The organism is Pedobacter cryoconitis (assembly GCF_001590605.1).
Taxonomy (GTDB): Bacteria; Bacteroidota; Bacteroidia; order Sphingobacteriales; family Sphingobacteriaceae; genus Pedobacter; species Pedobacter cryoconitis_A.
Map to the genome: position 1 here is coordinate 417,039 of NZ_CP014504.1, position 24,292 is coordinate 441,330.

20 protein-coding genes are annotated in these 24,292 nt (G+C 37.4%); 8 read left to right on the top strand and 12 right to left on the bottom strand.

Annotated elements, in window-relative coordinates; genetic code table 11:
* Positions 1-14 precede the first annotated feature (14 nt).
* Positions 15-674, top strand: a complete 660-nt coding sequence (locus AY601_RS01890; RefSeq protein ID WP_068395630.1) for a CoA transferase subunit B — start codon at positions 15-17, stop codon at positions 672-674.
* Here the strand turns inward: AY601_RS01890 and AY601_RS01895 are convergent.
* Positions 666-1,319, bottom strand: a complete 654-nt coding sequence (locus AY601_RS01895) for a uridine kinase family protein (protein WP_068395632.1) — start codon at positions 1,317-1,319, stop codon at positions 666-668. The genes AY601_RS01890 and AY601_RS01895 overlap by 9 nt on opposite strands.
* On the bottom strand, positions 1,309-2,598 hold the full coding sequence (locus AY601_RS01900; RefSeq protein ID WP_068395634.1) for a DPBB and LysM peptidoglycan-binding domain-containing protein: 1,290 nt from the start codon (positions 2,596-2,598) through the stop codon (positions 1,309-1,311). Before AY601_RS01900 ends, AY601_RS01895 begins: the two co-directional genes overlap by 11 nt.
* A gap of 184 nt (positions 2,599-2,782) precedes the next feature.
* On the opposite strand from AY601_RS01900, the gene AY601_RS01905 reads away from it, so the two are divergent.
* Both AY601_RS01905 and AY601_RS01910 read left to right on the top strand, forming a co-directional pair.
* Positions 2,783-3,262, top strand: a complete 480-nt coding sequence (locus AY601_RS01905) for a Dps family protein (RefSeq protein WP_068395636.1) — start codon at positions 2,783-2,785, stop codon at positions 3,260-3,262.
* Positions 3,263-3,367: 105 nt separating this feature from the next.
* Positions 3,368-5,176, top strand: coding sequence for a UbiD family decarboxylase (locus tag AY601_RS01910; protein WP_068395638.1), 1,809 nt, complete (start codon positions 3,368-3,370; stop codon positions 5,174-5,176).
* Between the two features lie 61 nt (positions 5,177-5,237).
* Here AY601_RS01910 and AY601_RS01915 read toward each other — a convergent pair whose 3' ends face one another.
* Together AY601_RS01915 and AY601_RS01920 are read right to left on the bottom strand one after the other, a co-directional pair.
* Positions 5,238-6,770 (bottom strand): OmpP1/FadL family transporter, encoded by a 1,533-nt coding sequence (locus AY601_RS01915; protein ID WP_068395640.1) that lies wholly within the window; start codon positions 6,768-6,770, stop codon positions 5,238-5,240.
* 24 nt (positions 6,771-6,794) lie between these two features.
* Entirely contained in the window at positions 6,795-7,775 is a 981-nt protein-coding gene (locus tag AY601_RS01920; RefSeq protein ID WP_068395642.1) for a hypothetical protein, read from the bottom strand.
* Positions 7,776-7,882: 107 nt separating this feature from the next.
* Between AY601_RS01920 and proS the strand changes: the two genes are divergently transcribed.
* The 4 genes from proS to AY601_RS01940 all read left to right on the top strand — a co-directional run bounded on the left by proS (position 7,883) and on the right by AY601_RS01940 (position 11,964).
* Positions 7,883-9,355 (top strand): proline--tRNA ligase, encoded by a 1,473-nt coding sequence (gene proS, locus AY601_RS01925; protein WP_068395644.1) that lies wholly within the window; start codon positions 7,883-7,885, stop codon positions 9,353-9,355.
* A gap of 33 nt (positions 9,356-9,388) precedes the next feature.
* Positions 9,389-10,528, top strand: a complete 1,140-nt coding sequence (locus AY601_RS01930) for a cystathionine gamma-synthase (protein ID WP_068395646.1) — start codon at positions 9,389-9,391, stop codon at positions 10,526-10,528.
* 91 nt (positions 10,529-10,619) lie between these two features.
* Positions 10,620-11,399 (top strand): TIGR02757 family protein, encoded by a 780-nt coding sequence (locus AY601_RS01935; protein ID WP_084359023.1) that lies wholly within the window; start codon positions 10,620-10,622, stop codon positions 11,397-11,399.
* Positions 11,400-11,454: 55 nt separating this feature from the next.
* Positions 11,455-11,964, top strand: a complete 510-nt coding sequence (locus tag AY601_RS01940; protein ID WP_068395650.1) for a YdeI/OmpD-associated family protein — start codon at positions 11,455-11,457, stop codon at positions 11,962-11,964.
* Between the two features lie 235 nt (positions 11,965-12,199).
* On the opposite strand, the gene AY601_RS01945 is transcribed toward AY601_RS01940, so the two are convergent.
* The 5 genes from AY601_RS01945 to AY601_RS01965 all read right to left on the bottom strand — a co-directional run bounded on the left by AY601_RS01945 (position 12,200) and on the right by AY601_RS01965 (position 18,940).
* Positions 12,200-12,925, bottom strand: a complete 726-nt coding sequence (locus tag AY601_RS01945; protein WP_068395652.1) for a polyprenol monophosphomannose synthase — start codon at positions 12,923-12,925, stop codon at positions 12,200-12,202.
* Between the two features lie 161 nt (positions 12,926-13,086).
* Positions 13,087-15,003 (bottom strand): peptide MFS transporter, encoded by a 1,917-nt coding sequence (locus AY601_RS01950; RefSeq protein ID WP_068395654.1) that lies wholly within the window; start codon positions 15,001-15,003, stop codon positions 13,087-13,089.
* Positions 15,004-15,075: 72 nt separating this feature from the next.
* Complete coding sequence (locus tag AY601_RS01955) at positions 15,076-16,737, bottom strand: peptide MFS transporter (RefSeq protein WP_068395656.1); 1,662 nt, start codon at positions 16,735-16,737, stop codon at positions 15,076-15,078.
* A 111-nt stretch (positions 16,738-16,848) separates the two neighbouring features.
* Positions 16,849-17,760 (bottom strand): hypothetical protein, encoded by a 912-nt coding sequence (locus AY601_RS01960; RefSeq protein WP_068407035.1) that lies wholly within the window; start codon positions 17,758-17,760, stop codon positions 16,849-16,851.
* A gap of 4 nt (positions 17,761-17,764) precedes the next feature.
* Complete coding sequence (locus AY601_RS01965; RefSeq protein ID WP_068395658.1) at positions 17,765-18,940, bottom strand: acetyl-CoA C-acyltransferase; 1,176 nt, start codon at positions 18,938-18,940, stop codon at positions 17,765-17,767.
* A 689-nt stretch (positions 18,941-19,629) separates the two neighbouring features.
* Between AY601_RS01965 and AY601_RS01970 the strand changes: the two genes are divergently transcribed.
* On the top strand, positions 19,630-20,268 hold the full coding sequence (locus AY601_RS01970) for an RNA polymerase sigma factor (protein ID WP_068395660.1): 639 nt from the start codon (positions 19,630-19,632) through the stop codon (positions 20,266-20,268).
* Positions 20,269-20,445: 177 nt separating this feature from the next.
* On the opposite strand, the gene AY601_RS01975 is transcribed toward AY601_RS01970, so the two are convergent.
* The 3 genes from AY601_RS01975 to AY601_RS01985 all read right to left on the bottom strand — a co-directional run bounded on the left by AY601_RS01975 (position 20,446) and on the right by AY601_RS01985 (position 24,164).
* The gene (locus tag AY601_RS01975) at positions 20,446-20,838 is read right to left on the bottom strand and encodes a hypothetical protein (protein WP_068395662.1); all 393 of its coding nucleotides are present in this window, start codon (positions 20,836-20,838) and stop codon (positions 20,446-20,448) included.
* A gap of 157 nt (positions 20,839-20,995) precedes the next feature.
* The gene (locus tag AY601_RS01980) at positions 20,996-22,072 is read right to left on the bottom strand and encodes a hypothetical protein (protein WP_068395664.1); all 1,077 of its coding nucleotides are present in this window, start codon (positions 22,070-22,072) and stop codon (positions 20,996-20,998) included.
* Positions 22,073-22,256: 184 nt separating this feature from the next.
* Positions 22,257-24,164 (bottom strand): DUF4153 domain-containing protein, encoded by a 1,908-nt coding sequence (locus AY601_RS01985; protein ID WP_084359025.1) that lies wholly within the window; start codon positions 24,162-24,164, stop codon positions 22,257-22,259.
* Positions 24,165-24,292: the final 128 nt, after the last annotated feature.

Consider the following 24,292-nt stretch of genomic DNA (forward strand, 5'->3'; position numbering starts at 1 on the left):
CCAATCAAATATTTATGTTAGATAAGAACGGAATTGCGAGACGTATCGCCAAAGAATTAAAAGACGGTTACTATGTGAATTTAGGAATTGGTATCCCTACACTGGTAGCAAATTATATCCCTGATGGAATCAATGTTGTACTGCAATCCGAAAATGGTTTGCTGGGTATGGGCCCTTTTCCTTTTGAAGGTGAGGAAGATGCTGATATGATCAATGCAGGAAAACAAACAATTACTACCTTACCTGGTTCTTCAATTTTCGATTCAGCGATGAGCTTCGGTATGATCAGAAGTCAGAAAATTGACCTGACCATATTAGGTGCAATGGAAGTTTCTGAAAACGGAGATATTGCCAACTGGAAAATTCCTGGAAAAATGGTGAAGGGAATGGGTGGGGCAATGGACTTAGTGGCTTCTGCAAAAAATATCATTGTAGCTATGCAGCATATCAATAAAGCAGGGGAAAGTAAATTATTGCCAAAATGCACTTTGCCATTAACTGGTATAAATTGTATCAGGAAAGTAGTTACAGAATTAGCGGTACTTGATATTTTACCGGAAGGTGGCTTCAGGTTAATTGAAAGAGCACCAGGTGTGAGTGTTGATTTTATTAAACAATCTACCTCAGGAAAGTTATTCGCTGAGGCAGATGTGAAAGAAATGGAGCTAAACTGATCGCTGTGAACTCAGTACAGTTTCTTTTAATTCGTCTGATATCTCTTTAGAAGTGGCGATAATATCTTCCGCCACATGTTTATTGTTAATAATAATTTTCTGACAAGATTCCTTATAAGGAAGCAGAAATTGTTTGTAAGCAGGCATAACGTGGTTAACCCATTGGTACATAATCATATCACGGGTATAACCACGTTCTATCTCATCTCTGGAGATTCTGCGGTTAAGTGTGATTTCTTCATCTGCATCCATGAAAATTTTCAGGTCGAATAACTGAGACAATTCAGGGTAATGAAATACAAATAAGCCCTCTACAATAATGATTGGTGCACTTGTTATATTCATTAAACGTGCGCTTTCCTCATTAATATTGAAAGTGTATTCTTTTCTTGAAATTGACTGACCGTCAATCAGCAATTTTAAGTCCTCCAATAATTTGGAGTCATCAATTCCCTCTGGCAAGTCAAAGTTAACCCATCCGTTATCATCTACCTTTTGTTCACCGATTGGTTTGTAATAATCATCTTGTGAGATTAAACATACTTCCTCTGTACTGAAATGGTGGAGAAAACACTTTAAAAAAAATGTTTTTCCTGAACCACTACCTCCAGCAACACCTATTATATAGGGTTTGTTATTGTTCATTCGCTTGTCCACTGTACGTTAAATTGCACAAAAACCTTTTATCCAATGCGCCCAATGCATCGGCTACCGCTTTTGTGACTACAATAATAACATCTTTTGTGGACTCATTCTCAGTAAATTTACCAACAACCTTCGCAAACGTAGATCTGTTGCTCATCGGATTAGTGATTTTCATGATAGTTCCGATAGGTGCAGTACGATGAAGTACCAGCATTTTTGAAGAGTCTAAATCTTTATCCATGATCCATACTCCAGCACCTTTTTCATCCATTTGACTCAGTCCATAACGGCTGGCTGGTAATCTTAATGAAGGGTTTTTAACAGAATCTATAGTGTCGGCATCTTTTGGGTCTGAGTCACTAGTACGCTCACTTTTAACCGGATACTGTCCGTTTATTAGTAATTTCTGACCAACATAAAGAGAGTTGGTTGTTAAATTGTTTTTAGCTTTTAATTGATCAAGTGTTAAATTGTATCTGGTGGCTATAGAGTACATGGTTTCATTAGAAGCCACTGTATGTTCTAAGAATTGGTTCTTGTCCGGAGTGCCTTGACGTACTGGCGTAACTGGTTCAGATTTAACAACAGGTGCTTCTGATTTTTTTACAATTTCAGGTTTTTTCTCCTGAACCGTAACTGGTGTTGGCTGAGGTGTTGGATGTGCAGGTGTAACCGGAGTAGTCACTACTGGTTTGGTCTGAACAGTTTGTGCCGGTGCTGTTTGTACCGGCGTTAAAGAAGTTGTTTCTGCACCGGCTTTCACAGGCATTTTTAAAATCTGACCAATTTTAAGATTAATGGTCTTCAGTTCATTGATTCTTTTAATGTCTGCTACTGTTGTACCATATTGTCTGGCCAGCATCATTAAATTTTCTTTAGGCTGGACCGCATGTTCGGTAAATTCTGAATTTCCAGTATCCTGAGTCGTTTCTGCTGGTTTATTTACTATTGCATTCTGTTTGGCAGGTTCAACATGTTTGGTCGTTACTGTTTTGGCCGCGGGAACTTGAGCAGGCCCTGAGAAAGGGACATTTGTTGGTACTTTGACTAAAACTCCAATAGAGAGGAATTTATTCTCATTATAAGCGATGATTTCCTTCGGGCTTACATTATATCTTCTCCCAAGGGAGTAATAAGTGTCTTTAGCGGCAACCTGGTGTAAAATAAGCTTTTTGCCATTCAGATTCTCAACACCTACGGAATCTCTTAGATTATTAGCCTTAACTGCTGATACGTTCAGGATAAGACCAAATAATAACGGTATATATAATTTTTGCATTAACGTTCTTGTGAATGATTAATTAGGCAATTATACGAATAATATATAAGAGCCTCAATTCTGAGTATTAAACGACAATTATATGTCTCTATTGTATCATATAGTTTTTTTTCAAAACCATTTAATGCCTGTAAATGTTATTCTATCATAGATTAACAATCCACAAATTAAATAAAAATACATTATGGACGCAAAAGAAATTAGTTTGAGTGAAAAACAAGTTAAGCCAGTAGTAGATCTACTGAATGATTATCTTGCAAACTATCATATTCATTATCAAAAGCTAAGAGGATGTCACTGGAATATCAAGGGTCAGAATTTTTTCACACTGCACCTTAAATTTGAAGAATTATATACGAATGCACAATTGACTATCGATGAAATTGCTGAACGTGTTTTAACTTTAGGAAAACCACCACACAGCCGTTTTGAAGATTATATTAAAGAATCGGAAATTAAAGAAATCAATACAATCGGCTTACAGGATTTAGCTATGGTTGATGCTGTATTGGAAGACATGGCACATTTAATTCAATTAGAACGTGATCTGTTAGAGGCTACTTCGGCAGCAGGTGATGATGGTACTAATGATATGGTTAACCGTTTCATGCAGTTCAAAGAGAAAAATACATGGATGTTACGTTCATTTGCTGGTAAAAAATAATAGGGCATATGCTCTTCGTTTAATAATTGAAAAACCATGCCCTGAGCATGGTTTTTCTCTTTTAATGACCTTTACAAACCAGAAATCTTAATACCTTTGATCCAGATGGGATATAAAAGCTTAGCCGAATGTGTGGCTGATTTAGAAAAACATGGTCATTTACTCCGTATCAAAGAAGAGGTAGATCCTTACTTGGAAATGGCAGCTATACACTTAAGAGTGTATGAACAAAAAGGCCCTGCATTATTTTTTGAGAATATTAAAGGAAGCCCATTTCCGGCAGTCTCTAATTTATTCGGAACCTTAGAGAGATCCAAGTTCATGTTTCGTGATAGCTTACCTCGTGTAAGCCAACTGGTAGACTTACGTTCTGATCCTATAAAGGCGCTTAAGAATCCTTTTAAATTTGCTGGTGCTGGTCTTACTGCTTTTTCAGCCCTGCCATTACAGCAGCGTTTATTTAAGACTGCATTTAAAAAAACAACAATTAGTCAGTTACCACAAATTGTGAACTGGCCGATGGATGGAGGGCCTTTTGTCACGATGCCGCAGGTTTACACGGAAGATGTAAATAAACCCGGGATATTCAATGCTAATCTGGGTATGTACCGGATTCAGCTTGCTGGGAATGATTATATAAAAGATAAAGAGATTGGGGTACATTATCAGATCCACAGAGGCATAGGAGTACATCAGTCGAAGGCTAATGCGAAAGGCGTACCGTTGAAAGTAAGTATTTTTGTAGGTGGGCCACCATCACACCCGCTTGCAGCAGTGATGCCATTACCGGAAGGTTTGTCGGAAATGACATTTGCAGGTGCATTGGGTAACCGTCGTTTCCGTTATTTTTATGACGAGGAAGGATTTTGCTTATCGGCCGATGCTGATTTTATCATCACCGGAACAGTTTATCCACAAGAAAATAAACCGGAAGGCCCGTTTGGTGACCATTTAGGTTATTATAGCCTCACTCATCCCTTCCCTTTAATGAAAGTACATAACGTATATCATAAGGAAGATGCGATCTGGTCATTTACAGTTGTTGGCCGCCCACCTCAGGAAGATACCAGTTTTGGTGCATTAATTCATGAAATCACAGGATCTGCCTTACCACAAGAAATACACGGGTTAAAAGAAGTCAATGCAGTAGATGCTGCAGGAGTACATCCGTTGCTATTTGCAATAGGCAGTGAAAGATATACTCCATTTCTTAAGGAGCGCAGACCGCAGGAAATATTAACAATTGCAAACCATATTCTGGGTAAAAATCAGCTGAGTTTAGCAAAGTATGTTTTTATAGCAGCGCGGGAAGATAATGAAGCTCTGGATACCCACGATATTGAAGTTTTCTTAACGCATATCTTATCACGTATAGATTTAAAGCGAGATCTTCATTTCCATACCGAAACAACAATTGATACGTTGGATTATAGTGGTGAAGGTTTGAATAGTGGTTCTAAAGTTGTATTAGCAGCTGCGGGGGATATCAAAAGAACATTGTCTAAAGAGCTGCCCAAGGGTTTTACATTACCAGTATCATTTGGTGCTTATCATTTTGTAATGCCTGGGATATTGGCTATTACCACTGAGCAATATACTACAGCAGAAGAGGCGGCTATTTTGATGGCCTCACTGAATCTTCAGTTAAAAGATCAGAACCTTGATGGGATTGCTTTAATTGTATTGTGTGATGATGCTGCGTTTACAGCGGAAACTATTAATAACTTTGTCTGGGTTACTTTTACCAGAAGCAATCCTGCTGTAGATATCCATGGAGTAGGAGAGTTTATCACTAACAAGCATTGGGGGTGTACAGGGCCTTTAATTATTGATGCAAGGAAAAAGCCACACCATGCGCCTGAACTGATTAAAGATGCTGAGATAGAAAAAAATATAGACAGGTTCAAAATCTGATTTACTATTGCATAAAAAAGCGCTTGCTGAATCTCAGCAAGCGCTTTTTTATGTTCGATACTTAAAATCTTACACCAACGGTCATGAAGATATTATTTCTTGCCACTTTAGTAGATGCCAAAGGTTGAGAGTTATCATCCAGATAGTAAGGATTAAAGAAGTTATTAGTTTCGATACGCTGATAAGCTAAATCAACATAATACTGATTGATGCGGTAACCGATACCACCAGAATAAGATTTAATAGCAGATAAATTACCTGGATCTTCTTTATAAGGTGTACCACTGTAACCATAACCAGCTCTTAAGCTGAACAGATCAATTTTATATTCTCCACCTACTCTGAAATTAACAGCACTTGTATAGTTGTTTTTGATGAAATTGTTATTGCTGATAATATCAGCAGGATAACCATCGCTTTCTGAAAGTTTAGTAGACTTATAATCTACATAATCAACATCTGCAGTTAACAATGCATTTTGACCAATAATAAAACTTGCACCAAATGAACCTTTATATGGAGTTCTTACATTATAGTTGAAGTTAGTATTCATATAATCACCCAATGGTAATTGAGTACCGCCAGAAAAACGGGTATCTAACGTCTCACTTGAATTTACTTCCATATGCATCCATGTCGGTGCCTGGAAAGTAGCTCCTAATCTTACAGCTTCAACAGGTTTGTAAATTAAACCTAATCTTCCTGTAATACCTGCTCCGCTTGTATTGCTGTTCACCATGTTAAGCAGGTTATACGTAGTTCCTGCATATGGATTTGGTTGGTTAAACTTGTCAGTAGCATCAGATGGATTATTAACAATAGTTCCTGTTTCTGAATATGCAGAACTTGTTTCATAACGTACGTTTACAAAACCAATGCTCGCACCCAGATAAAGATTGTTAGAGATATTCATTGCTCCGGAGAAATTCAGTTCAGACGTTGAACCACGGCGAACTTCATTCTGGCTTTGCGTATTATTAGTAGCTGATGTAGCTGGCACATACTGATTAGTAGTGCCAGGGACTTTGTCAATCAGGTAATTGTCAAATGCTGCTTTTTCAATACTTCCCTGGTTCAGGCTTCCCGGAGTATATCCGTTTGCACGCTGAGCCCAGTCTGTAGCGATAGAACTCTGTGTGTTTCTGCCTGAATAGTTATTTTCAATACTAAAATCGTTATTTCTATTGTAACCTATACCGAAAACTAAACTAACTACACCTTTGTTTAAGTTACTGCCTTTTGGTCTGACCACTGGATTGTACCATACAGCTGCTGCCTGGTTTAAATTAAACTTGTCTTTAGACGTATTTGTATTTTTACCCAGATAATTTGAATTCGCCTGTATGATATTGAATTCTGGTGTTACACTGAATTCTGAGCGGGTAAACATTCCTAAACCAGCAGGGTTACCACCAATAGAACTGATGTCTCCACCCAAACTTGTTTGCGCATTTCCTAAACCTTTGAAACGTGCTGAACTTCCGTAATCAGTTCGTGAGAACCTTAAAGCATCACCTGCATAGATGCTTTGGGCATAAGTATTACCTGTAGTGGCTACTATAGCCACTACTAAGATTTTTATGAATTTTTTCATTTAGATATTAAATACATATAAGTTTTAGTTTCTGCCACTGCGTCCGCCGCCGCCACCGCCTGATGATCTGCCGCCACCGCCGCCACCACCACCACCGTAGCTACCGCCTGATGATCTGCTTTGACTTGGCGAATAAGAAGATCTCTCACTGTTTCCTCTTTGCTGAGGAGCATAGCTTTGAGATGATCTGTCAGGTCTTGTAGAAGACTGGCCGTAAGATGATCTGTCACCGCTTCTGCTGTAACCACTGTTTCTGCCGTTTCCATAACCATCAGCTCTGCTATTTCCATAGTTTCTGTTTCCGTCAGGATTTGATCGGCTTACGCCAGAACCGTTGTAGTTGCCTCTGCTGCCATAGCTGGTCGCTCTTCCTGAATAGTTACCATTGCCGTTGCTTCTGGTATCTCTGCTGTAAGCTGGTCTGTAAATGCTGTTGGACCGGTAGTAACCACCGCCCCAGCCGCCACCCCAGCCTCCGCCGTAGTAACCGCCACCATAATAGCCACCACCATAGAAGCCTCCGCCCCATAGTCCGCCGTAACCGCCACCCCAGCCCCATGGAGAATAGAAAGGAGAGTAAAATCCACCGCCGTAGCCAAAGCCTAAACCCCATGAACTACCGTAGTAACCGTTACCGAATCCCATTCCAAAGCCTAATCCTGAGTAATAAGGAGAGTAACCGCCGCCATAAAATCCATCATAATAAAAAGGATCATAATAGCTTCTATAAGGGCTGCCATAATAAAATCTATTGATACGTGAAGAATAATCCATGTCAGCATATAAATCACTGCTGCCATAATAATCATCATTATCATTATAGCCGTCATTTACTGATTGCGACGAATACGTGCGCTCAGGTGCGGTATACTCTACCGCTTTCGCTGTTGAACCATAAACATCGTCACTATGACGAGTTTGCTGGGCCATTTGAGGAGCAGAGCAGGAGGACACGGCGAGAGCCGTAACAACCAGCATGCTGTAAAATAAATGGTTAGGTTTCATAATATGTGAGTTCTTTGTGTGTGTAAACAGTTTTTTTGTAGGCATAAATTTATAAATTTGTAGCCTAGCATGCAAGTTATTTAACACAATAAACGTTCCAAACAGTTATGAGCAAAGGTATTACAAGTAAAAACGAGGATTATTCCCAGTGGTATAACGACATTGTTATGAAAGCCGATCTGGCAGAACATTCAGCTGTAAAAGGATGTATGGTTATAAAGCCCTATGGCTATTCCATTTGGGAGAAAATGCAGGCTGTTTTAGACCAGAAATTTAAAGACACAGGGCACAGTAATGCCTATTTTCCTTTATTCATTCCTAAGTCATTTTTTTCTAAGGAAGCTGCACACGTAGAAGGTTTTGCGACAGAATGTGCAGTTGTGACACATTACCGTCTTAAAAATGATGGAGAAGGCAATATTATTGTTGATCCGGAAGCGAAATTAGAAGAAGAATTGATCGTAAGGCCAACTTCAGAAACCATTATATGGAATACTTTCAAAGGATGGGTGCAGTCTTATCGTGATTTACCTTTGCTGATTAATCAATGGGCAAACGTAGTAAGATGGGAAATGCGTACACGTCTTTTCCTGCGCACTACTGAATTTTTATGGCAGGAAGGCCACACAGCACATGCAACCTCTGAGGAAGCAGTAGCAGAAACAAAGCAAATGCTTGATGTATATGCTGAGTTTGCTGAAAAATGGATGGCTTTACCAGTAGTTAAAGGAGTGAAAACAGCTAATGAGCGTTTTGCAGGCGCATTGGATACTTATTGTATCGAAGCACTGATGCAGGATGGAAAAGCATTACAAGCAGGTACCTCTCACTTTTTAGGTCAGAATTTTGCAAAAGCATTTGATGTAAAGTTCACCAATAAAGAAGGTAAAATTGAACACGTATGGGCAAGCTCATGGGGTGTTTCTACGCGTATGATTGGTGCATTGATCATGGCACACAGTGATGATTTAGGGTTGGTTTTACCTCCTATGTTAGCACCTATACAAGTTGTTATTGTACCTATTTACAGAAATGACGATGACTTTAATAATATTACTGCTTATGTCAATGAATTAACGCCTAAACTTAAAAAATTAGGTGTCTCTGTGAAATATGACAACAGAGATTCTCAACGTCCTGGATTTAAATTTGCAGAATATGAATTAAAAGGAGTACCAGTACGTCTGGCTATTGGTGGCAGAGATCTTGAAAATGGTACTGTAGAACTGGCCAGAAGAGATACTGGTGAGAAGAAAACAGTAAGTCAGCAAGGGCTGGATATTTATATTGTTCAGTTATTGGATGAAATTCAGGAGAATATCTATAAAAAAGCTTTCGATTACAGGAAAGAACATATTACGATTGCGAACACTTATGATGAATTAAAAGACCTTTTAGACAACAAAGGTGGATTTATTTCTGCACATTGGGATGGTACGCCAGAAACAGAACAAAAAATAAAAGAAGAAACAAAGGCTACAATCAGATGTATACCGTTAGATAATAAGTTAGAAGACGGAATTTGTATTTATTCAGGTAAGCCATCTGTTCAACGCGTTTTATTCGCCCGTGCTTATTAAGCATAAGGCATCAAAAATTTAAAAAAGAGCAACATGAAATTTGCAACTAAAGCCATACATGCAGGTCAGGAACCTGATCCAACAACAGGAGCAGTAATGACTCCAATCTATCAAACCTCTACTTACTGGCAAAAATCGCCGGGTGAGCACCAGGGTTTTGAATATTCGAGAGGAACAAACCCTACCCGTCAGGCATTGGAAAATTGTCTTGCTGCACTTGAAAATGCGAAATATGGTATGGCATTCTCTTCAGGAATGGGGGCTACAGATACTGTTTTACGTCTATTGCAGCCAGGTGATGAAGTGATTACAGGTAATGACCTTTACGGAGGCTCATACCGTATCTTCACTAAAGTATATGCAAAATATGGCATTAAATTTCATTTTCTGGATTTGTCAAAACCAGAAAATATGCTGCCATATATCAATGATAAAACTAAGTTGGTATGGATTGAAACACCTACTAATCCAACAATGCAGATTATTGACATTGAAGGTGTAGCTAAAATCACGAAAGAAAAAGGATTGATCCTAACTGTAGATAACACTTTTGCTTCTCCATATTTACAAAACCCGATTGACCTGGGCGCTGATATTGTGATGCATTCCGTAACTAAATACATTGGTGGCCACTCTGATGTAGTGATGGGTGCTTTATTGTTGAATGATGATCAATTGTACAAAGACCTTTGGTTCATCTACAATGCTTGTGGGGCAACTCCAGGTCCGCAAGACGCTTTCCTTGTATTAAGAGGTATTAAAACGCTGCACCTGCGTATGAAAGCACATTGTGAAAATGGTGAGAAAGTTGCCCGTTTCCTTAAGACACATCCTAAGATTGATAAAATCTACTGGCCAGGTTTTGAAGATCACCCTAACCATGACATTGCGAAAAAGCAAATGCGTGGTTTCGGAGGAATGGTTTCTATCACCCTTAAAGGTGCCGATCTGGCAGAAACATTCAGAGTAGCTTCTTCTTTTAAAGTATTCACTTTAGCAGAATCATTAGGTGGAGTTGAATCATTGATTAATCACCCTACTACAATGACTCACGGTTCAATCCCTAAAGAGGAACGTGAAAAAGTAGGTGTAACAGATAACTTGTTACGTCTGAGTGTTGGAGTAGAAGATATCGATGATCTTTTAGCTGATTTAGCGCAGGCGCTGAGTTAATGAGATAGGTCTCTATCACCAATTCATAAATTATTACAAACATATAAAGCCAGTTTAAATCTTTTAAACTGGCTTTTATAAATAAATACCATTGGAATTTTTAGAACTAAAGGATTTTCTGGACATTAAAGTTGCCCAATATAACAGGTCCAACTTCATCACAAATGATCCAATCTGTATTCCACATCGCTTTTCTAAAAAACAAGATATTGAAATTGCCGCATTCTTTGCAGCAGTTTTGGCTTGGGGACAGCGTAAAACTATTATCAATAAATGTACTGACCTCTTTGACCGGATGGATAACGACCCTTACAACTTCATGCTGCACCACGGTGATGAAGACCTTCGTCGTCTATTAAACTTCAAACACAGGACATTTAACGATACAGATCTCCTATACTTCGTCTCCTTCTTTAAACATCATTACACGCTTTCGGACAGCCTGGAAACAGCCTTCCTGCCATCAAACTTCAGCCAACTTGAAAGTTTCACCGCTGAACATGCTTTAAACCATTTTCGTACCTACTTTTTCAGTCTCCCGGATTCCCCCAGGAGAACCGTTAAACACATCTCTTCACCCGCTCAAAAATCCACCTGCAAGAGATTAAATATGTTTCTGCGCTGGATGGTACGCAAAGACCAGGCAGGAGTAGATTTCGGCGTATGGACAACCATTTCCCCTGCAGACCTCATTTGTCCATGTGATGTACACGTAGACCGTGTTGCGCGTCGCCTTGATCTGATCACCCGTAAACAAACCGACTGGAGAACTGCTGTTGAGTTGACTACAGAACTTCGCAAATTCGATCCCTTAGATCCTGTGAAATATGATTTCGCACTATTTGGCCTTGGTATAGAAGAGAAATTTTAAAGTCAAAATGCTATCTTTAAATTGGTTAAGACACTAGGTATAAATTGAATTACGAATGGTAACTTTTGAAGCAGAAATAGAACGCTTCTCCAAAATGGGTGAGAAAACCGGATGGACATTCGTGACCATCCCAAAGGATATAGCCAATCAGATCAAACCTGATTGCCGGAAAAGCTTTCGTGTTAAAGGACTTCTCGACGAACTGCCTGTAACCGGTATGTCATTCATACCAATGGGGGAGGGAGACTTTATTCTTGCCCTGAATTCCACTATACGTAAACAATTAAAAAAAGAAGAAGGCGCAAAACTGCATTTGCAGCTCGAAGAAGACAAAACTTTCAAAATAGAAATGCCAGAAGACCTGGAACTCTGTCTGCTGGAAGAAAGACATTTTTTAGAGAACTTTCTTAGCCTTCCCAAGTCCCACCAGAATTATTATATCAACTGGCTTAATACAGCTAAAACCGAACCTACACGTATTAAACGGCTCACACAAATTGTCATCGCTATGGATAAGAAACAAAATTTCTCTGAAATGATGCGAAGCTATAAAAATGAAAAATAGATATGCAATAAGGAATCCAATTAGCTATGCAACAAGGAATCTAATTAGTTATCTAATAAGTAATCCAATTAGCTATCCAACAAGGAATCCAATAAAATCTGATTAGAAGGAAATGTAACCAGCATTTCCAATGTGGAAAAACCTTTAGAAATCAAAAAGAGGGTTATGTACCCTTCTGACAATGATTCCCACTTCAGGGAATTCCGTCAGAAGGGTGCATAACCCTCTTTTTGATCTATCTTTTATAACTTCTAAACCAACTCGTAACCTTCATCTGAATAACGCCAACAAAAGCCTCTCTGAAAATCCTTGTACTCATTTTTGAAGTCCCTTCCGTTCTATCCGTAAATATGATCGGTACCTCAACCACATTAAACCCATACTTAATCGCTGTAAACTTCATTTCAATCTGAAACGCATACCCAACAAACCTGATTTTATCAAAAGGAATTGTTTCTAAAACAACCCTTTTATAACACTTAAAACCAGCAGTAGCATCCTGAATATTAATCCTTGTAATCAACCTCACATACATCGAAGCAAAATACGACATCAATACCCTGCTCATTGGCCAGTTTACCACATTGACCCCTCTCACATAACGAGAACCAATGGCAACATCAGCCCCATTAACACAAGCTTCCCGCAACGCAAATAAATCATCAGGATTATGAGAAAAATCAGCATCCATTTCAAAAATATAATTGTAAGAACGCTGTAATGCCCACTTAAAACCATGGATATAAGCCGTTCCTAAACCCAGCTTGCCAGTCCTCTGCTCCATATGTAAACCAGGAAATTCCAACTGTAATTTCTTTACAATAGCTGCCGTTCCATCAGGCGACCCATCATCAATAATTAAAACCTCAAAAGGAAAACTCAGGTTAAAAACCTTACGGATAATCTTCTCAATATTTTCTTTTTCGTTATAGGTAGGGATAATGACTAAGCTGTCTGACACGTGTGTAGAATAAATGGTAATAAATTATTTGCGAAAATATTGATTAAAATTGAAATTAACCTAATTATCAAGTGATTTAACATACCTTAACAATAAATCTGCGGATAAAAAAAGGCTGTAGTTTCAAAAACTACAGCCCTCTAATTATAAATATTTACCTGCTAAGAGGTAGCATTCATTGTTTTCTGTAACCACTTAGTGATGAAAAACAAGATCACCGAAGCAATACCTGCCATCACTACAAATAACATAAAGAAATCATATAGATTTTTAATTGTATAGCCAAGGAAAGTAGGTTTCTCAGGATTAAGATTATAAACCTCTACTACAGAAGCAGTCTTGTCACTACCCTTGATAATATAAATTTCAGTTTGAGCAGCATTTGTACCCAATAAGAATTTACCCTCTTTTTCACCAGCAACAGCTAATTTTGCAATTTCTGTTTCATCCAATTTTCTAGGAGAGATCCTGTTGATTTTATTGGTATCAATAGTAACAGCTTGTTGCGCTGGAGTAATTGAAAGTGCCACTAATGAATCAGGGCTAAGCGAATGAGCGTTCTTTTTCACTGTACTTAGATCCCACTGCTGAATATTCTTTTTGCTGTTAGCAACTTGTTGCCAGTCAATAGCACTATTTGTCAATACCAAAGGACTAACCTTATACTCTGCTACTTTGGCTTCCTCTTCAGGATACTTAGAGCTTAATTTTCCTGCCAATACGTTTGCACCTGCATTTGCAAGGAACCATACCGCCATTAAAAGAGAAGATAGTTTTAAAGGAGAAAGCTTATTTACCAATGATAATCCGATGGGAGAAAGACATAGCTCACCCCAGGTGTGGAAAGCATACATACCAATCAGGTAAATCATACTCACTTTTATTCCTGCACCAACATCTTTAACACCAGTTGCAATAACCAGGTATCCCAATGCAAGCAGCATTAAACCTATAGCCATTTTAGTAGGGGCAGAAGGTTCTTTTCTACCCAGCTTAATCCATAACCACGCAAATACCGGAGCAAATACGACTACAAAAATAGAGTTTAAAGATTGGAACCAGCTGGAAGGAACTGTGAAGAAACCTAAATTTCTTTGTGTTTGCTCCTCCGCAAAAAACGTTAATGAAGCTCCTGCTTGTTCGAAAGCACTCCAGAAAAACAAGACAAAGAAAGCAACTATAAAAATTACTGATATTTTTTTCTTCTCAATCTTCGAAAGTGTTTTATCTGTAAAGATCATGACTGCAATACCAACTACTGCAATAATCAGCAGGTAGCTTAAATAACTTACAATTTTAGCATCAATATATAACATGCCTACACATAACGCAGAAAAAGCAAATAAACCAAGATAAACCAAAACCGGTGAAACTTTTTTGTCACCAGGATTAGCTGGCTTTAAGCCTAAAAGATCTCCATTTGGATCACGAACATACTTATCTCTGAAGTTGATAAAAACAATAACCCCAATAGCCATCGCGATTGCCGCAGCAAGGAAAGCCCATTTAAAATCTGCAGGATTACCAGTGTCACCAAAATATCCACAGATAAAGGGGCCCAGTGCACCACCAACATTGATTCCCATATAAAAGATCGTGTAAGCAGCATCAATACGGCGGTCACTCTTAGGATAAAGCTGACCTACCATTGAAGAGATGTTTGGTTTAAAGAAACCATTACCGGAAATCATAAAACCTAACCCTGTAAAGAACAAGAAGGTTGAAATATCAGGCATCGTATGGTAAAGGGAAGCACAGCCGAACATAATCAGCTCTCCCAATGCCATTAGTATACCCCCGGTTACAATAGATCGTCTGTTTCCCCAGTATCTGTCGGCGATAAAACCACCGATTAAAGGAGTCAGGTATACAAGACCTGTATAGCTTCCATATAAATTTGACGCAAATGCTTTGTCAAATAATAAGGCTTTGGTCATAAAAAGCACCAAAATAGCCCGCATACCGTAGTAATTGAAACGTTCCCACATCTCGGTAGCGAACAGTACATATAATCCTTTTGGATGGCCTTTTTGAGCGGAGTCTAATTGCTCTGGCTTAAGGATTTCAGATTGATCCATAAAAATTGTTTTATAGGTTAGTTAATTTTAAAAGTTCGCAAATTAATTCTAATTATTGGTTTTTCCCCGTAACTATTTTATTCCTTTTTCTTCCATAATACCATTCAGCCATTTCAAAAGAAAGAAAGCAATAACAGCAGAGAAAAGAAGCAGGCTAAAGTTTACCCAGAAGAAATTAGCTTTGTTTTCATAAGTATCCCAAAGCGTAGCTAGTACACCAGACAATTTATTTCCAATAGAGGTAGCCAGAAACCATCCGCCCATCATCAGCGAAGTAATCCTTACCGGACTCAACTTCGAAACCAGTGATAACCCCATTGGGCTTAAAAATAATTCACCGATAGTAATTACACCGTAACCGGCTACCAGCCATAAGACAGAAACTTTTTCTGCGCCATTACCACCAGAATAAACAGCACCGATCATTACCAGTACCGAGAGTGCTGAAATGAATAAGCCGAATGCAATTTTTGTAGCTGTACTTGGTTCTCTTTTTCTATTGCGTAGCCAGGTGAAGAGTGCGACTACTAATGGGGTCAGTAAAATGACCCAGGCCGGATTTATTGACTGGCTTAGATTGGTTGCCCAAAGCTCAACTTTTCCACCTTCTGCAGGAAGCTTATCAGCTGGAATGTTTTTAAAATAAGTTGGGTAATTGTATTCTTTTAATACGATTCCATCTTTCTTTTGAATGCGGAATGCGTTGTCATATAAAGGTATAGAGTCTTTCGAATAGGTGAAGTTTTGTGAGAAATTAAGTTTAGAGAAGGTCTTTTCGGCAACTGGGTTTTGTAAATGTCTGTCTGTATAGCGGTCAGCCCAGGTCGTTAATGCAGTACCATTCTGTTTGAACACCGCCCAAAACAGGATTACAACAGCAAATATTGTAAGTAACGCAGCAATTGGTCTTTTTTCGTCTTTATCAGCCTTGGCAAGTAAAGAGCCGTAAAAATAGATTACAGGCACACAAGCAAAGATAAATGCATCTGTAGAAGCAGAGCCAACCAGTGCGTGGCCTATTAATTTAGTTGGAAGTATCCAGCCAATTACTCCAGCAATAACAGATGGGACTAAAATTACCAATACTATTTTCAGGAAAGACATATCTCCTTCCTTTACGCCTTTTTTAACGTCAAAAGCCCTGTAATGCTTCATCCCGTAAATAAAAATAGCTACACCAATGAACATCCCAACTCCGGCTGCAATAAATGCATAACCCCAGCCCAGCATGATATATAATGCAGCACCAAAGAAATTACAGATAAAGGCACCGATATTAATACCCATATAAAAGATATTATAGCCCTCATCTTTTTTGTCTGAATATTCAGGCGTAGAGTAGATATTACCCAGCAGGGTAGATATATTTGGTTTGAAAAATCCATTTCCAATAATGACCAGCGTCATAGAAAGATATAGAATTGGTAAACTATGCACTGCCATCATACAATAACCAACACCCATTAACAGGCCGCCCAGGATGATTGATTTTGCGTAACCTAAATAACGGTCAGCAATTAATCCACCTAAAAATGGAGTAAGAAAAACAAGTGCTATAAAAGTACCATATAAGTCGGCAGATTCAGCTTCGGTCATCGAAAAACCGGCTTTAACATCTTTTAAATATAGGGTGAAGATTCCTATCATCAGGTAATATCCAAAACGTTCCCACATCTCAGACAGAAAAAGGAAAGTCAGCCCTTTCGGATGCTTTACTTTAATGGTTTCATTCATCAATTTCAAAAATTAGGTGTGTGTTAGCGAAGTGACGCATCGCGCAATATAAGGACATGACCCCGTAATCACAAATTTAAGGCCTATAGGGGGCGGTATTTTGCTTAAAAACTAGTTCTTTACAGTTGGTATTTCTTTAGGTTTAGGGTCTATATAAAAATCATCCTTCGCATCGGGATCATTTTTTAATTCAATATTTTCCATCAGTTTCAATTGATGGCCTGCCAGGCGATAACCGTCAAAACTAGAATCGGAAGCATAGTATTCAAAATTACCTTCCATATTAGGGTCAAAAGGAGCAAGGTGATCAAATACAATCATTTGTTCATTTTTGTCAAGCCTTAAGGTCATGGAATTCAGTTTATTGTATTCAAATACAATTCTGTTTTTTACTTCAGTATTTTTAGGTCCCTGAAAAATTGTCTTTCCAAATTTTAATTCATCATTTGCAAATGAAAGGACCTCAATGACCTTTTTAGAAGTTTTGCTGTTATTGCCTTTCCAGCCAAGTAACACATAAGAAGTATTTTGTCCGCTTACAATCAGCGGGACAATTTCATAATACCGTGCACCGTACCATTGTTTATTAGTTGTAATCAGATTCGTATCAGAAATATGTTCCGTATCATCAATCAGCGGATATAATTTCAGTTTTCCGTCTCTTGTAGCTAATTGAACAGTACCAAAAAAGCGGTAAGTACCTTCTACAGTAGGAACATACCAGGAGAAAATCCGGAAAGTATTATCCGGTGATTTTACAACAGAAATTGTTTGCAGAGAATCGAAACCGAAATCAAAAGAGGAAGGAGTCTTCAAAGCCGTTACCAACGTTTTGATGAATTTAGAATTCTGTTCAAAGCGGTCAGTATTAGTGGACGCTGTAAATAAGTTTCCAGTGATTTTTAACAAGGAATCCTGATACTTATTCAGCTCAGCGGTACCCGGAGTAAGCTGCGCAGAGACATTAGTCACCGCACAGCTCATCAGGAATAATATAATGAAGGGTTTGAAAACCTTAAACATCAATTTAGATTTTTTCAATAACCAATGCACTTGCGCCACCACCACCATTACAAATTCCGGCAACGCCTATTTTACCATTGTTCTGATTCAATACAGAAAGCAGGGTCACTACGATACGCGCACCTGAAGCACCCAGTGGATGTCCCATCGCAACTGCACCACCATTTACATTAACCTGAGAATCAATTAAACCCATTTCCTGGTTATTGGCTAAAGAAACTACAGAAAAAGCCTCGTTGATTTCAAAGAAATCTACATCAGTAATACTTTTTCCGGCTCTTTGCAGCGCTAGTGGAATAGCTTTTGACGGAGCAGTCGTGAACCATTCAGGTGCCTGCTGTGCATCAGCATAACTTAAAATACGGGCCATTGGTTTTAAACCAAGTTCTTTTGCTTTATCTGCACTCATTAAAACTAATGCTGCTGCACCGTCGTTCAATGCAGATGCATTTGCTGCAGTAATTGTTCCGTCTTTTTTAAATACTGGTTTTAAACCTGGTAATTTATCAAAGTTAACGGAGTAAATATCTTCATCCTTATCGACAACTGTTGTATTTCCTTTACGATCCACTACTTCAACAGGAATAATTTCCGCATTGAATTTACCATCATTGATAGAAGCCTGCGCTCTTTTATAAGAACTCACTGCATAATTATCTTGTGCCTCACGGCTAATATTATATGTTGATGCACATAATTCAGCAGCAGAACCCATATGATAGTCGTTATAAACATCCCATAAACCATCCTTAACCAGACCGTCAGTTAATTGCCCATGTCCCAATCTATAACCTGTTCTGGCTTTATCAAGATAATAAGGAACATTACTCATACTTTCCATTCCACCAGCAACAACAATATCATTTTGTCCTAAAGCAATGCTTTGCGCTGCAAGCATGATTGCTTTAGTGCCAGAAGCACATACTTTATTTATTGTGGTAGCCGGGACATCAGGTAAACCCGCAAATTTAGCCGCCTGAGTAGCAGGTGCCTGACCTACATTTGCAGATAAAACATTGCCCATGTATACTTCCTGTACATCTTCAGGTTTAATTCCAGCTTTTTCAACAGCAGCTTTAATGGCAAAACCTCCCAATTGGGTGGCTGTAAAACCTGACAGCGAACCGCCGAAACTTCCAATTGGTGTCCTTAGTGCTGATACGATAACTACTTCTCTCATTTGTCTCTATTAAATTTGGTTGTTGGCAAATCTAATAATTTTAAATTTGCTCAGGAAGCTCTTTTTTAAAACCTACAATAAAAATGACTTAAACATAGACTGTGCATATTCACCCCAATTCTTTAACGCATTGGTCATTTTAAGCTTCAAACCCTTGTTATCAGTTGCTTTACTTTGGCAGGAGTGATTAACTTATTGATGTCTACTGATCTGTATATTAAAGTTTTAGCAAACTATGTAACATTTTTATGAGGCAATGCCAATGCTAAGCTCATTGCTGGCAAACCCGTAACTGATTCAGTATCTCCGGAAACTGGAATCTAATCTGTGTTAAATAAGGTTAAAGTTTTTAAAAATTAAGCTTACCTATTTTTATGTTAACTATTTAAACGTTTAAGTTTTTAATAGGTTACTCCATGTTAAATATTTTGATATTAAAATATTGATATCAAAAAATTAATTGTAATGGAACTATTTCTAGATGAGTTCAGAAAGGTGAGCTGACTGGTTGAATATTTCCCTTTTTATTTCCGGATTGTGCTTGGCAGGTCTTCAGTAGAAAAAATTATAAGGCTTTTTTTGATCAAAAAACGTTTTTCCTAAGCTATATGTGTAGAATTACATTCAACAGTATTGTTGAATAGTAAAAAACTAATTAATATTGAATATTAATTAGTTAGCTGTATTTGATGGAGATATTAGACAATAGAGGAAAAATAATTGTAGAAAAAATGCCCTGGACTGAAGAAGAATTATTCAGTCGTGTCAAAGCAGGAAATAAAAATGCTTTTGAACAACTATATAGAGACCATAGTGTTGGCATTTATTACAATCTAAGAAGAATGACCAGGGATGACGAACTTGCTAAAGAAATTCTTCAGGATGTTTTTACAAAGGTTTGGGAAAAGAAAGCAATACTCAAGATTGATAAACCTTTTCAATATTATCTTTTCCGTATGGCCCAAAATTCGGTGACGAATTTCTACCGTAGCATCAAGCGGGATAAAAAAATGTTGGAAAACCTGCAGCATCTTGCTTCGGAAATTACGCATCAGCCAATTGAAAGTATAAAAACGGGAGTGGAGGAGGAGCTACTGCTTCAGGCAGTAGATTGTCTTTCTCCACGAAGGAAAAAGATATTTATTCTATGCAAGCTAGAGGGTAAGTCCTATGAAGAAGTCAGCAGAACTTTGGGAATAAGTGTTTCCACGGTAGGTGATCACATTGTTAAAGGAACGAAAACAATTAAACAGCGGTTAATTAAGCCAAATAGTCACTCTTCTTTTCGAACAATCCATGCTGATCGGTACTGGTCATATTTTCTGTGAAAATTATTTAAAAAAAAATGAAAATAGAGCAGATGAAAATGGATGGTTTTGCGTCTTTACTATATAAGATCACTAAAATAAAGGTATTGCTACCAACGCCCGTTGCTCTGGCAAGTTTAGGTTAATAATAGTTAATAAGCCAGTCGATGTTTGTGGATGCAACATCGACTGATTTTTTTAAGCTATCCTTGCAAATTCAATAGTATAGATCGTATGAGGTGAAGAATGCCATTTACCATCTTTATTAAATTGAATTCCTTCAGGTTCGGTAGTCCATATCATCTGGTCTCCGCTCACATTTAGCTTATAAACTTCAGTTTCCTTACCAAAAGATTGGATCAGATAAGATTCACTACCTTCTCTAAGTATCTCATACGTCGCTTTTGAAGGAAAGGTGTCATTTTCGTTAGCTTTGAAATTTACACCGTCTAAACCTATAATAATATCAAGTTCTGTATTGATCTGATCAGGGTGTATTGTATTCCCTTTCTTATCATTAAATACATATTTATCTGATATAGCTTTCCACTTTCCTATAATCTGCGTATTGATCTGTTCTTTATTGTCCATTTATAATTTATTAATCTTTTTATCATCAACCACCTGTGAATTGCAGATTGGGCGATTTTTGCTGCAAATATGCTACAAAAAAAGCAGTCGGTATCTTATTTATAAGATATCGGCTGCTTTTTAAAAATAAGTATTTGAATAAACTGGGCTATTACTGCTATTTTAATTCTACAGGATAAGTGTTTTTTCCATCATTCCAGCTGCCCGTTAAACTTCCGTCTTTCTGAATTTTCAGCTTGAAAGATTCCGGTTTCTTTGGAACATCATAATTCGGCGCTTCTTTCAATAAAAGTGAAGAATCTTGATTAATAGTACCTCTCAATTCAGTTTTTTTACCATATTTATCATAGAAATAAGAAGCTTGAAAAGAATCTTCCCCAATGTAGGTAACCAATAATGTGATTGGATAAAGCTGATTTATTTTGCCCTTAAATACACCTTTTCTTAAAACCTGACTTTGAGGAACTATGCGTTTTGATTCTGTAACAGCCAATAGATATTTACCATATTCATTTAAGTAAGGTTCCAGGAATTTATGAGTTAACAAGTTGCTATAAATATCTGTTTTACCCTCAAGCGCCTGAAAATAATGAGATCCAGAGCAAGATCTTCTGATTAAAAGCAGACCGTTCTTTTGAAATTTAAGATCATCAAGATTCAGGTTATCTTTATCTTGCTCCAAAAGGCATGAAGAGTACGTGGTAATCAAAGATTCATCTTTATTCGCTGAACTTTTTAAGCTTTTAAGATAACTGCTCAATCTTGTTTTACGACTTTTTATAATGAATTGGCGAATCGCCTCATAGCCTTCTTTTGTCACCAGATCGTTAAACTGTATAAGTCTGCCTGTTTGTGAATCAAAGTTGTTAATTGCAGAATGTGTATTGAGAGAAGCACTAGTATATTCACTATTGATTTCTACAGAAAACAGTTTAGGTGTATTCACGAGGACTTCATAGGTTAATATGGTTACACCTTGATTTGAGCCTTTCTTTGGTCTTACATTTTCAAAAATGCTGATTTTCTGTTTTCCGGGAAGAATATCCAATTCTTTACCCTGTAAAAATGTATTAATCAGGTTTTGTGCAGGAGTTTTTCCGGTTAGTACGGGGAAATCATATTCTCCAGATTGTTCGAATGTCTCTTTAATCGGACTAACTTTGAAATATTGTGCTTCTGCCTGTATTGAAAATGTTAAAAGTAATAGAGCAGTAAATGATTTAATAATGGCCATTCCGATTGATTTTTTTTTATATAATTGATCTTGCAGTTAAATATCTGTTTTTTATGCTAATGTCTTTCTCTTAAATGAATGTTTATTCCTTAATTAAGGTGTATTTTTCATTAATTAAATTATTTTTTTAATCTTTTTTGTGATGATATTATTTTTTCTTACAAATTCTGTGCTAGAATAAGACTTACTTTTTTTTCTTAATCAGGTAAATTCCTGTAGTATAATTCAGCTCAACATTTTTTTTGCTTTTATCAATAGAGAACTCGATCGTTTTTATCTCAAATGTAATTGTAAAATTTTTCGTGTTTTTAGTGAAGCTCAAGAATGCAGATGGCAAGATATACTGCGGAGGATTATCGCCATCCGGCTTTTGCAGATAAGGTTTTAGCTTTGACTCCTGTTTTATTAAATCACCTGTTAACTCATTGATGTTAAAAATAGCTATATCATCAGCTAATCTGATCTGTAATATACCGGGTTTTTTTACTGCTGTTTCAATTGAAATTTTATCAATTATATAATGACTATTTGCGTCGTTATAATTGATATTTGTCTGATCAATGATGAAGTCATATCCGTTAACTACTGTAATTCCCTGTTTAATATTATTTAAAATATAATGTTTCTGCTCATCCTGGTCCGCATGGTCAAAATAGAAGCGTTGTCCTGAAAATTTCTTCAGTCCGAAATAGCTGATTATCCATCTCATTTTTTGATCCTGTACCTCATATCTTGAAGTCCTGAGGTGGCCATAACTGTCTTTAGCTTTGCTTAAAGAATCGCTGACCGTTTTAAGATTTTGAGTTACATAGGGCTGGAGCACCTCAAAATTATTATGGCTAACAAGGTATTCTAAAGTAGCCACTGCTTTTTCACCATTTTCTTTAGAAATCTTATTGATTCTTACAAATTTTCCGTTTTCAAAGGCATGATTATCTTTGAAAATGCGGAGTAAAATAGTTTTTTGAGAATAAGTTGAAACAGAAAAAGCACTTTGGGGCCCATAGATAGACAACAAGGTAAGCAGACATAGTGAAATCGGTATTACTTTGATATTTTGCTTTTTTGATAACAAAAAGTAGAATGTAATAAATAACAGCCAACATGCTAACAACGTTAGAAAGTAACGTGGTTCTGTAAAGCCATAAAGAGATATTCTTGTGCCTAATGCTATAAATAACAAGAGCAGGAGTGGCAACATTAAAAAATAGAAAGTGCGGGCGAAAGTTTTAATCCATTTATTCTCTGCTTTTTCGCGTATAGGAAAAATGAGCAATAAAGAGAGTATTCCAAAAACAGCATAGCCTAATATTAAGTTAGAAACCAATCCTTTTGGTAATCTCCATTGTATGAGTATTTTGATTTCATAAGCTAACAGGATAACTACATATAGTGTTGCCAAGGGGATCAGGACATATTGAGTGAATATTTTTAGGCCTTTTGGATAGCTGAAATCCTGGTTTAGCTTGGAGAAATCATCAGGAACGCCAGAAAGAAAAAACACAGTATTGAATATTCCGGTAATACAAACCCAGAGGATATAAAAAGTATCATGTTTAAAGTCTACACCAAATAAGAGGTTCATCGCACCTATGGCAGCTGCGATACCTGCATATAACGCGGCGCTGTAAAGCATACTAGTTAAAAAATGCAGAAAAAGTGTTTTGTTAAATTGCCAGAAACCTTGTATTGCATCAAGTTTAGTGAAAGCAGCAAAGGCGACTAATAAATGTCCGGCAAGGGCCAGCAAGAAAAACCGGACTACATCAGCAGCATTTACAAGCGGATCAAATGCAAAAAATAACAGCGCAGTAAGCAATGCCGCAATCAGGTTATAAATAAATTTTTGCGGGGTTTTAATGGAACGGCTTTCACAAAATAGGGTAGTAGCCAGGCTGATCACCAATCCCAGCACTGCAGTCATCAATACTCTTTTGCACCAACTTTCTTTCAGATAATTCAGACTTTCCAGCTCTATATAGGCTATTGACGCTAAAGTTGCGATAAATGCAAAAAGCATTTCGAAAGGAAAACGCTTTAAAACGCGATATAGACTTTGCTGTAAGTTTTTAAGGGAAGGGAATGTCATCATTAGAAAGTTTAATCAAAGGTATAAGTCTTGATTTGATAATATCAGACAATTTACAGAATAACCCATGATTTATTTTGTAACTAAATAAGAATGTCTAAATTGGATTTATTGAATATAAAATGATCATT

Coding starts and splice junctions, on each gene's coding strand:
- AY601_RS01890 (WP_068395630.1), top strand. CDS start 15: ATGTTAGATAAGAACGGAATTGCGAGACGTATCGCCAAAGAATTAAAA.
- AY601_RS01895 (WP_068395632.1), bottom strand. CDS start 1,319: ATGAACAATAACAAACCCTATATAATAGGTGTTGCTGGAGGTAGTGGT.
- AY601_RS01900 (WP_068395634.1), bottom strand. CDS start 2,598: ATGCAAAAATTATATATACCGTTATTATTTGGTCTTATCCTGAACGTA.
- AY601_RS01905 (WP_068395636.1), top strand. CDS start 2,783: ATGGACGCAAAAGAAATTAGTTTGAGTGAAAAACAAGTTAAGCCAGTA.
- AY601_RS01910 (WP_068395638.1), top strand. CDS start 3,368: ATGGGATATAAAAGCTTAGCCGAATGTGTGGCTGATTTAGAAAAACAT.
- AY601_RS01915 (WP_068395640.1), bottom strand. CDS start 6,770: ATGAAAAAATTCATAAAAATCTTAGTAGTGGCTATAGTAGCCACTACA.
- AY601_RS01920 (WP_068395642.1), bottom strand. CDS start 7,775: ATGAAACCTAACCATTTATTTTACAGCATGCTGGTTGTTACGGCTCTC.
- proS (WP_068395644.1), top strand. CDS start 7,883: ATGAGCAAAGGTATTACAAGTAAAAACGAGGATTATTCCCAGTGGTAT.
- AY601_RS01930 (WP_068395646.1), top strand. CDS start 9,389: ATGAAATTTGCAACTAAAGCCATACATGCAGGTCAGGAACCTGATCCA.
- AY601_RS01940 (WP_068395650.1), top strand. CDS start 11,455: ATGGTAACTTTTGAAGCAGAAATAGAACGCTTCTCCAAAATGGGTGAG.
- AY601_RS01950 (WP_068395654.1), bottom strand. CDS start 15,003: ATGGATCAATCTGAAATCCTTAAGCCAGAGCAATTAGACTCCGCTCAA.
- AY601_RS01955 (WP_068395656.1), bottom strand. CDS start 16,737: ATGAATGAAACCATTAAAGTAAAGCATCCGAAAGGGCTGACTTTCCTT.
- AY601_RS01960 (WP_068407035.1), bottom strand. CDS start 17,760: ATGTTTAAGGTTTTCAAACCCTTCATTATATTATTCCTGATGAGCTGT.
- AY601_RS01965 (WP_068395658.1), bottom strand. CDS start 18,940: ATGAGAGAAGTAGTTATCGTATCAGCACTAAGGACACCAATTGGAAGT.
- AY601_RS01970 (WP_068395660.1), top strand. CDS start 19,630: ATGGAGATATTAGACAATAGAGGAAAAATAATTGTAGAAAAAATGCCC.
- AY601_RS01975 (WP_068395662.1), bottom strand. CDS start 20,838: ATGGACAATAAAGAACAGATCAATACGCAGATTATAGGAAAGTGGAAA.
- AY601_RS01980 (WP_068395664.1), bottom strand. CDS start 22,072: ATGGCCATTATTAAATCATTTACTGCTCTATTACTTTTAACATTTTCA.
- AY601_RS01985 (WP_084359025.1), bottom strand. CDS start 24,164: ATGATGACATTCCCTTCCCTTAAAAACTTACAGCAAAGTCTATATCGC.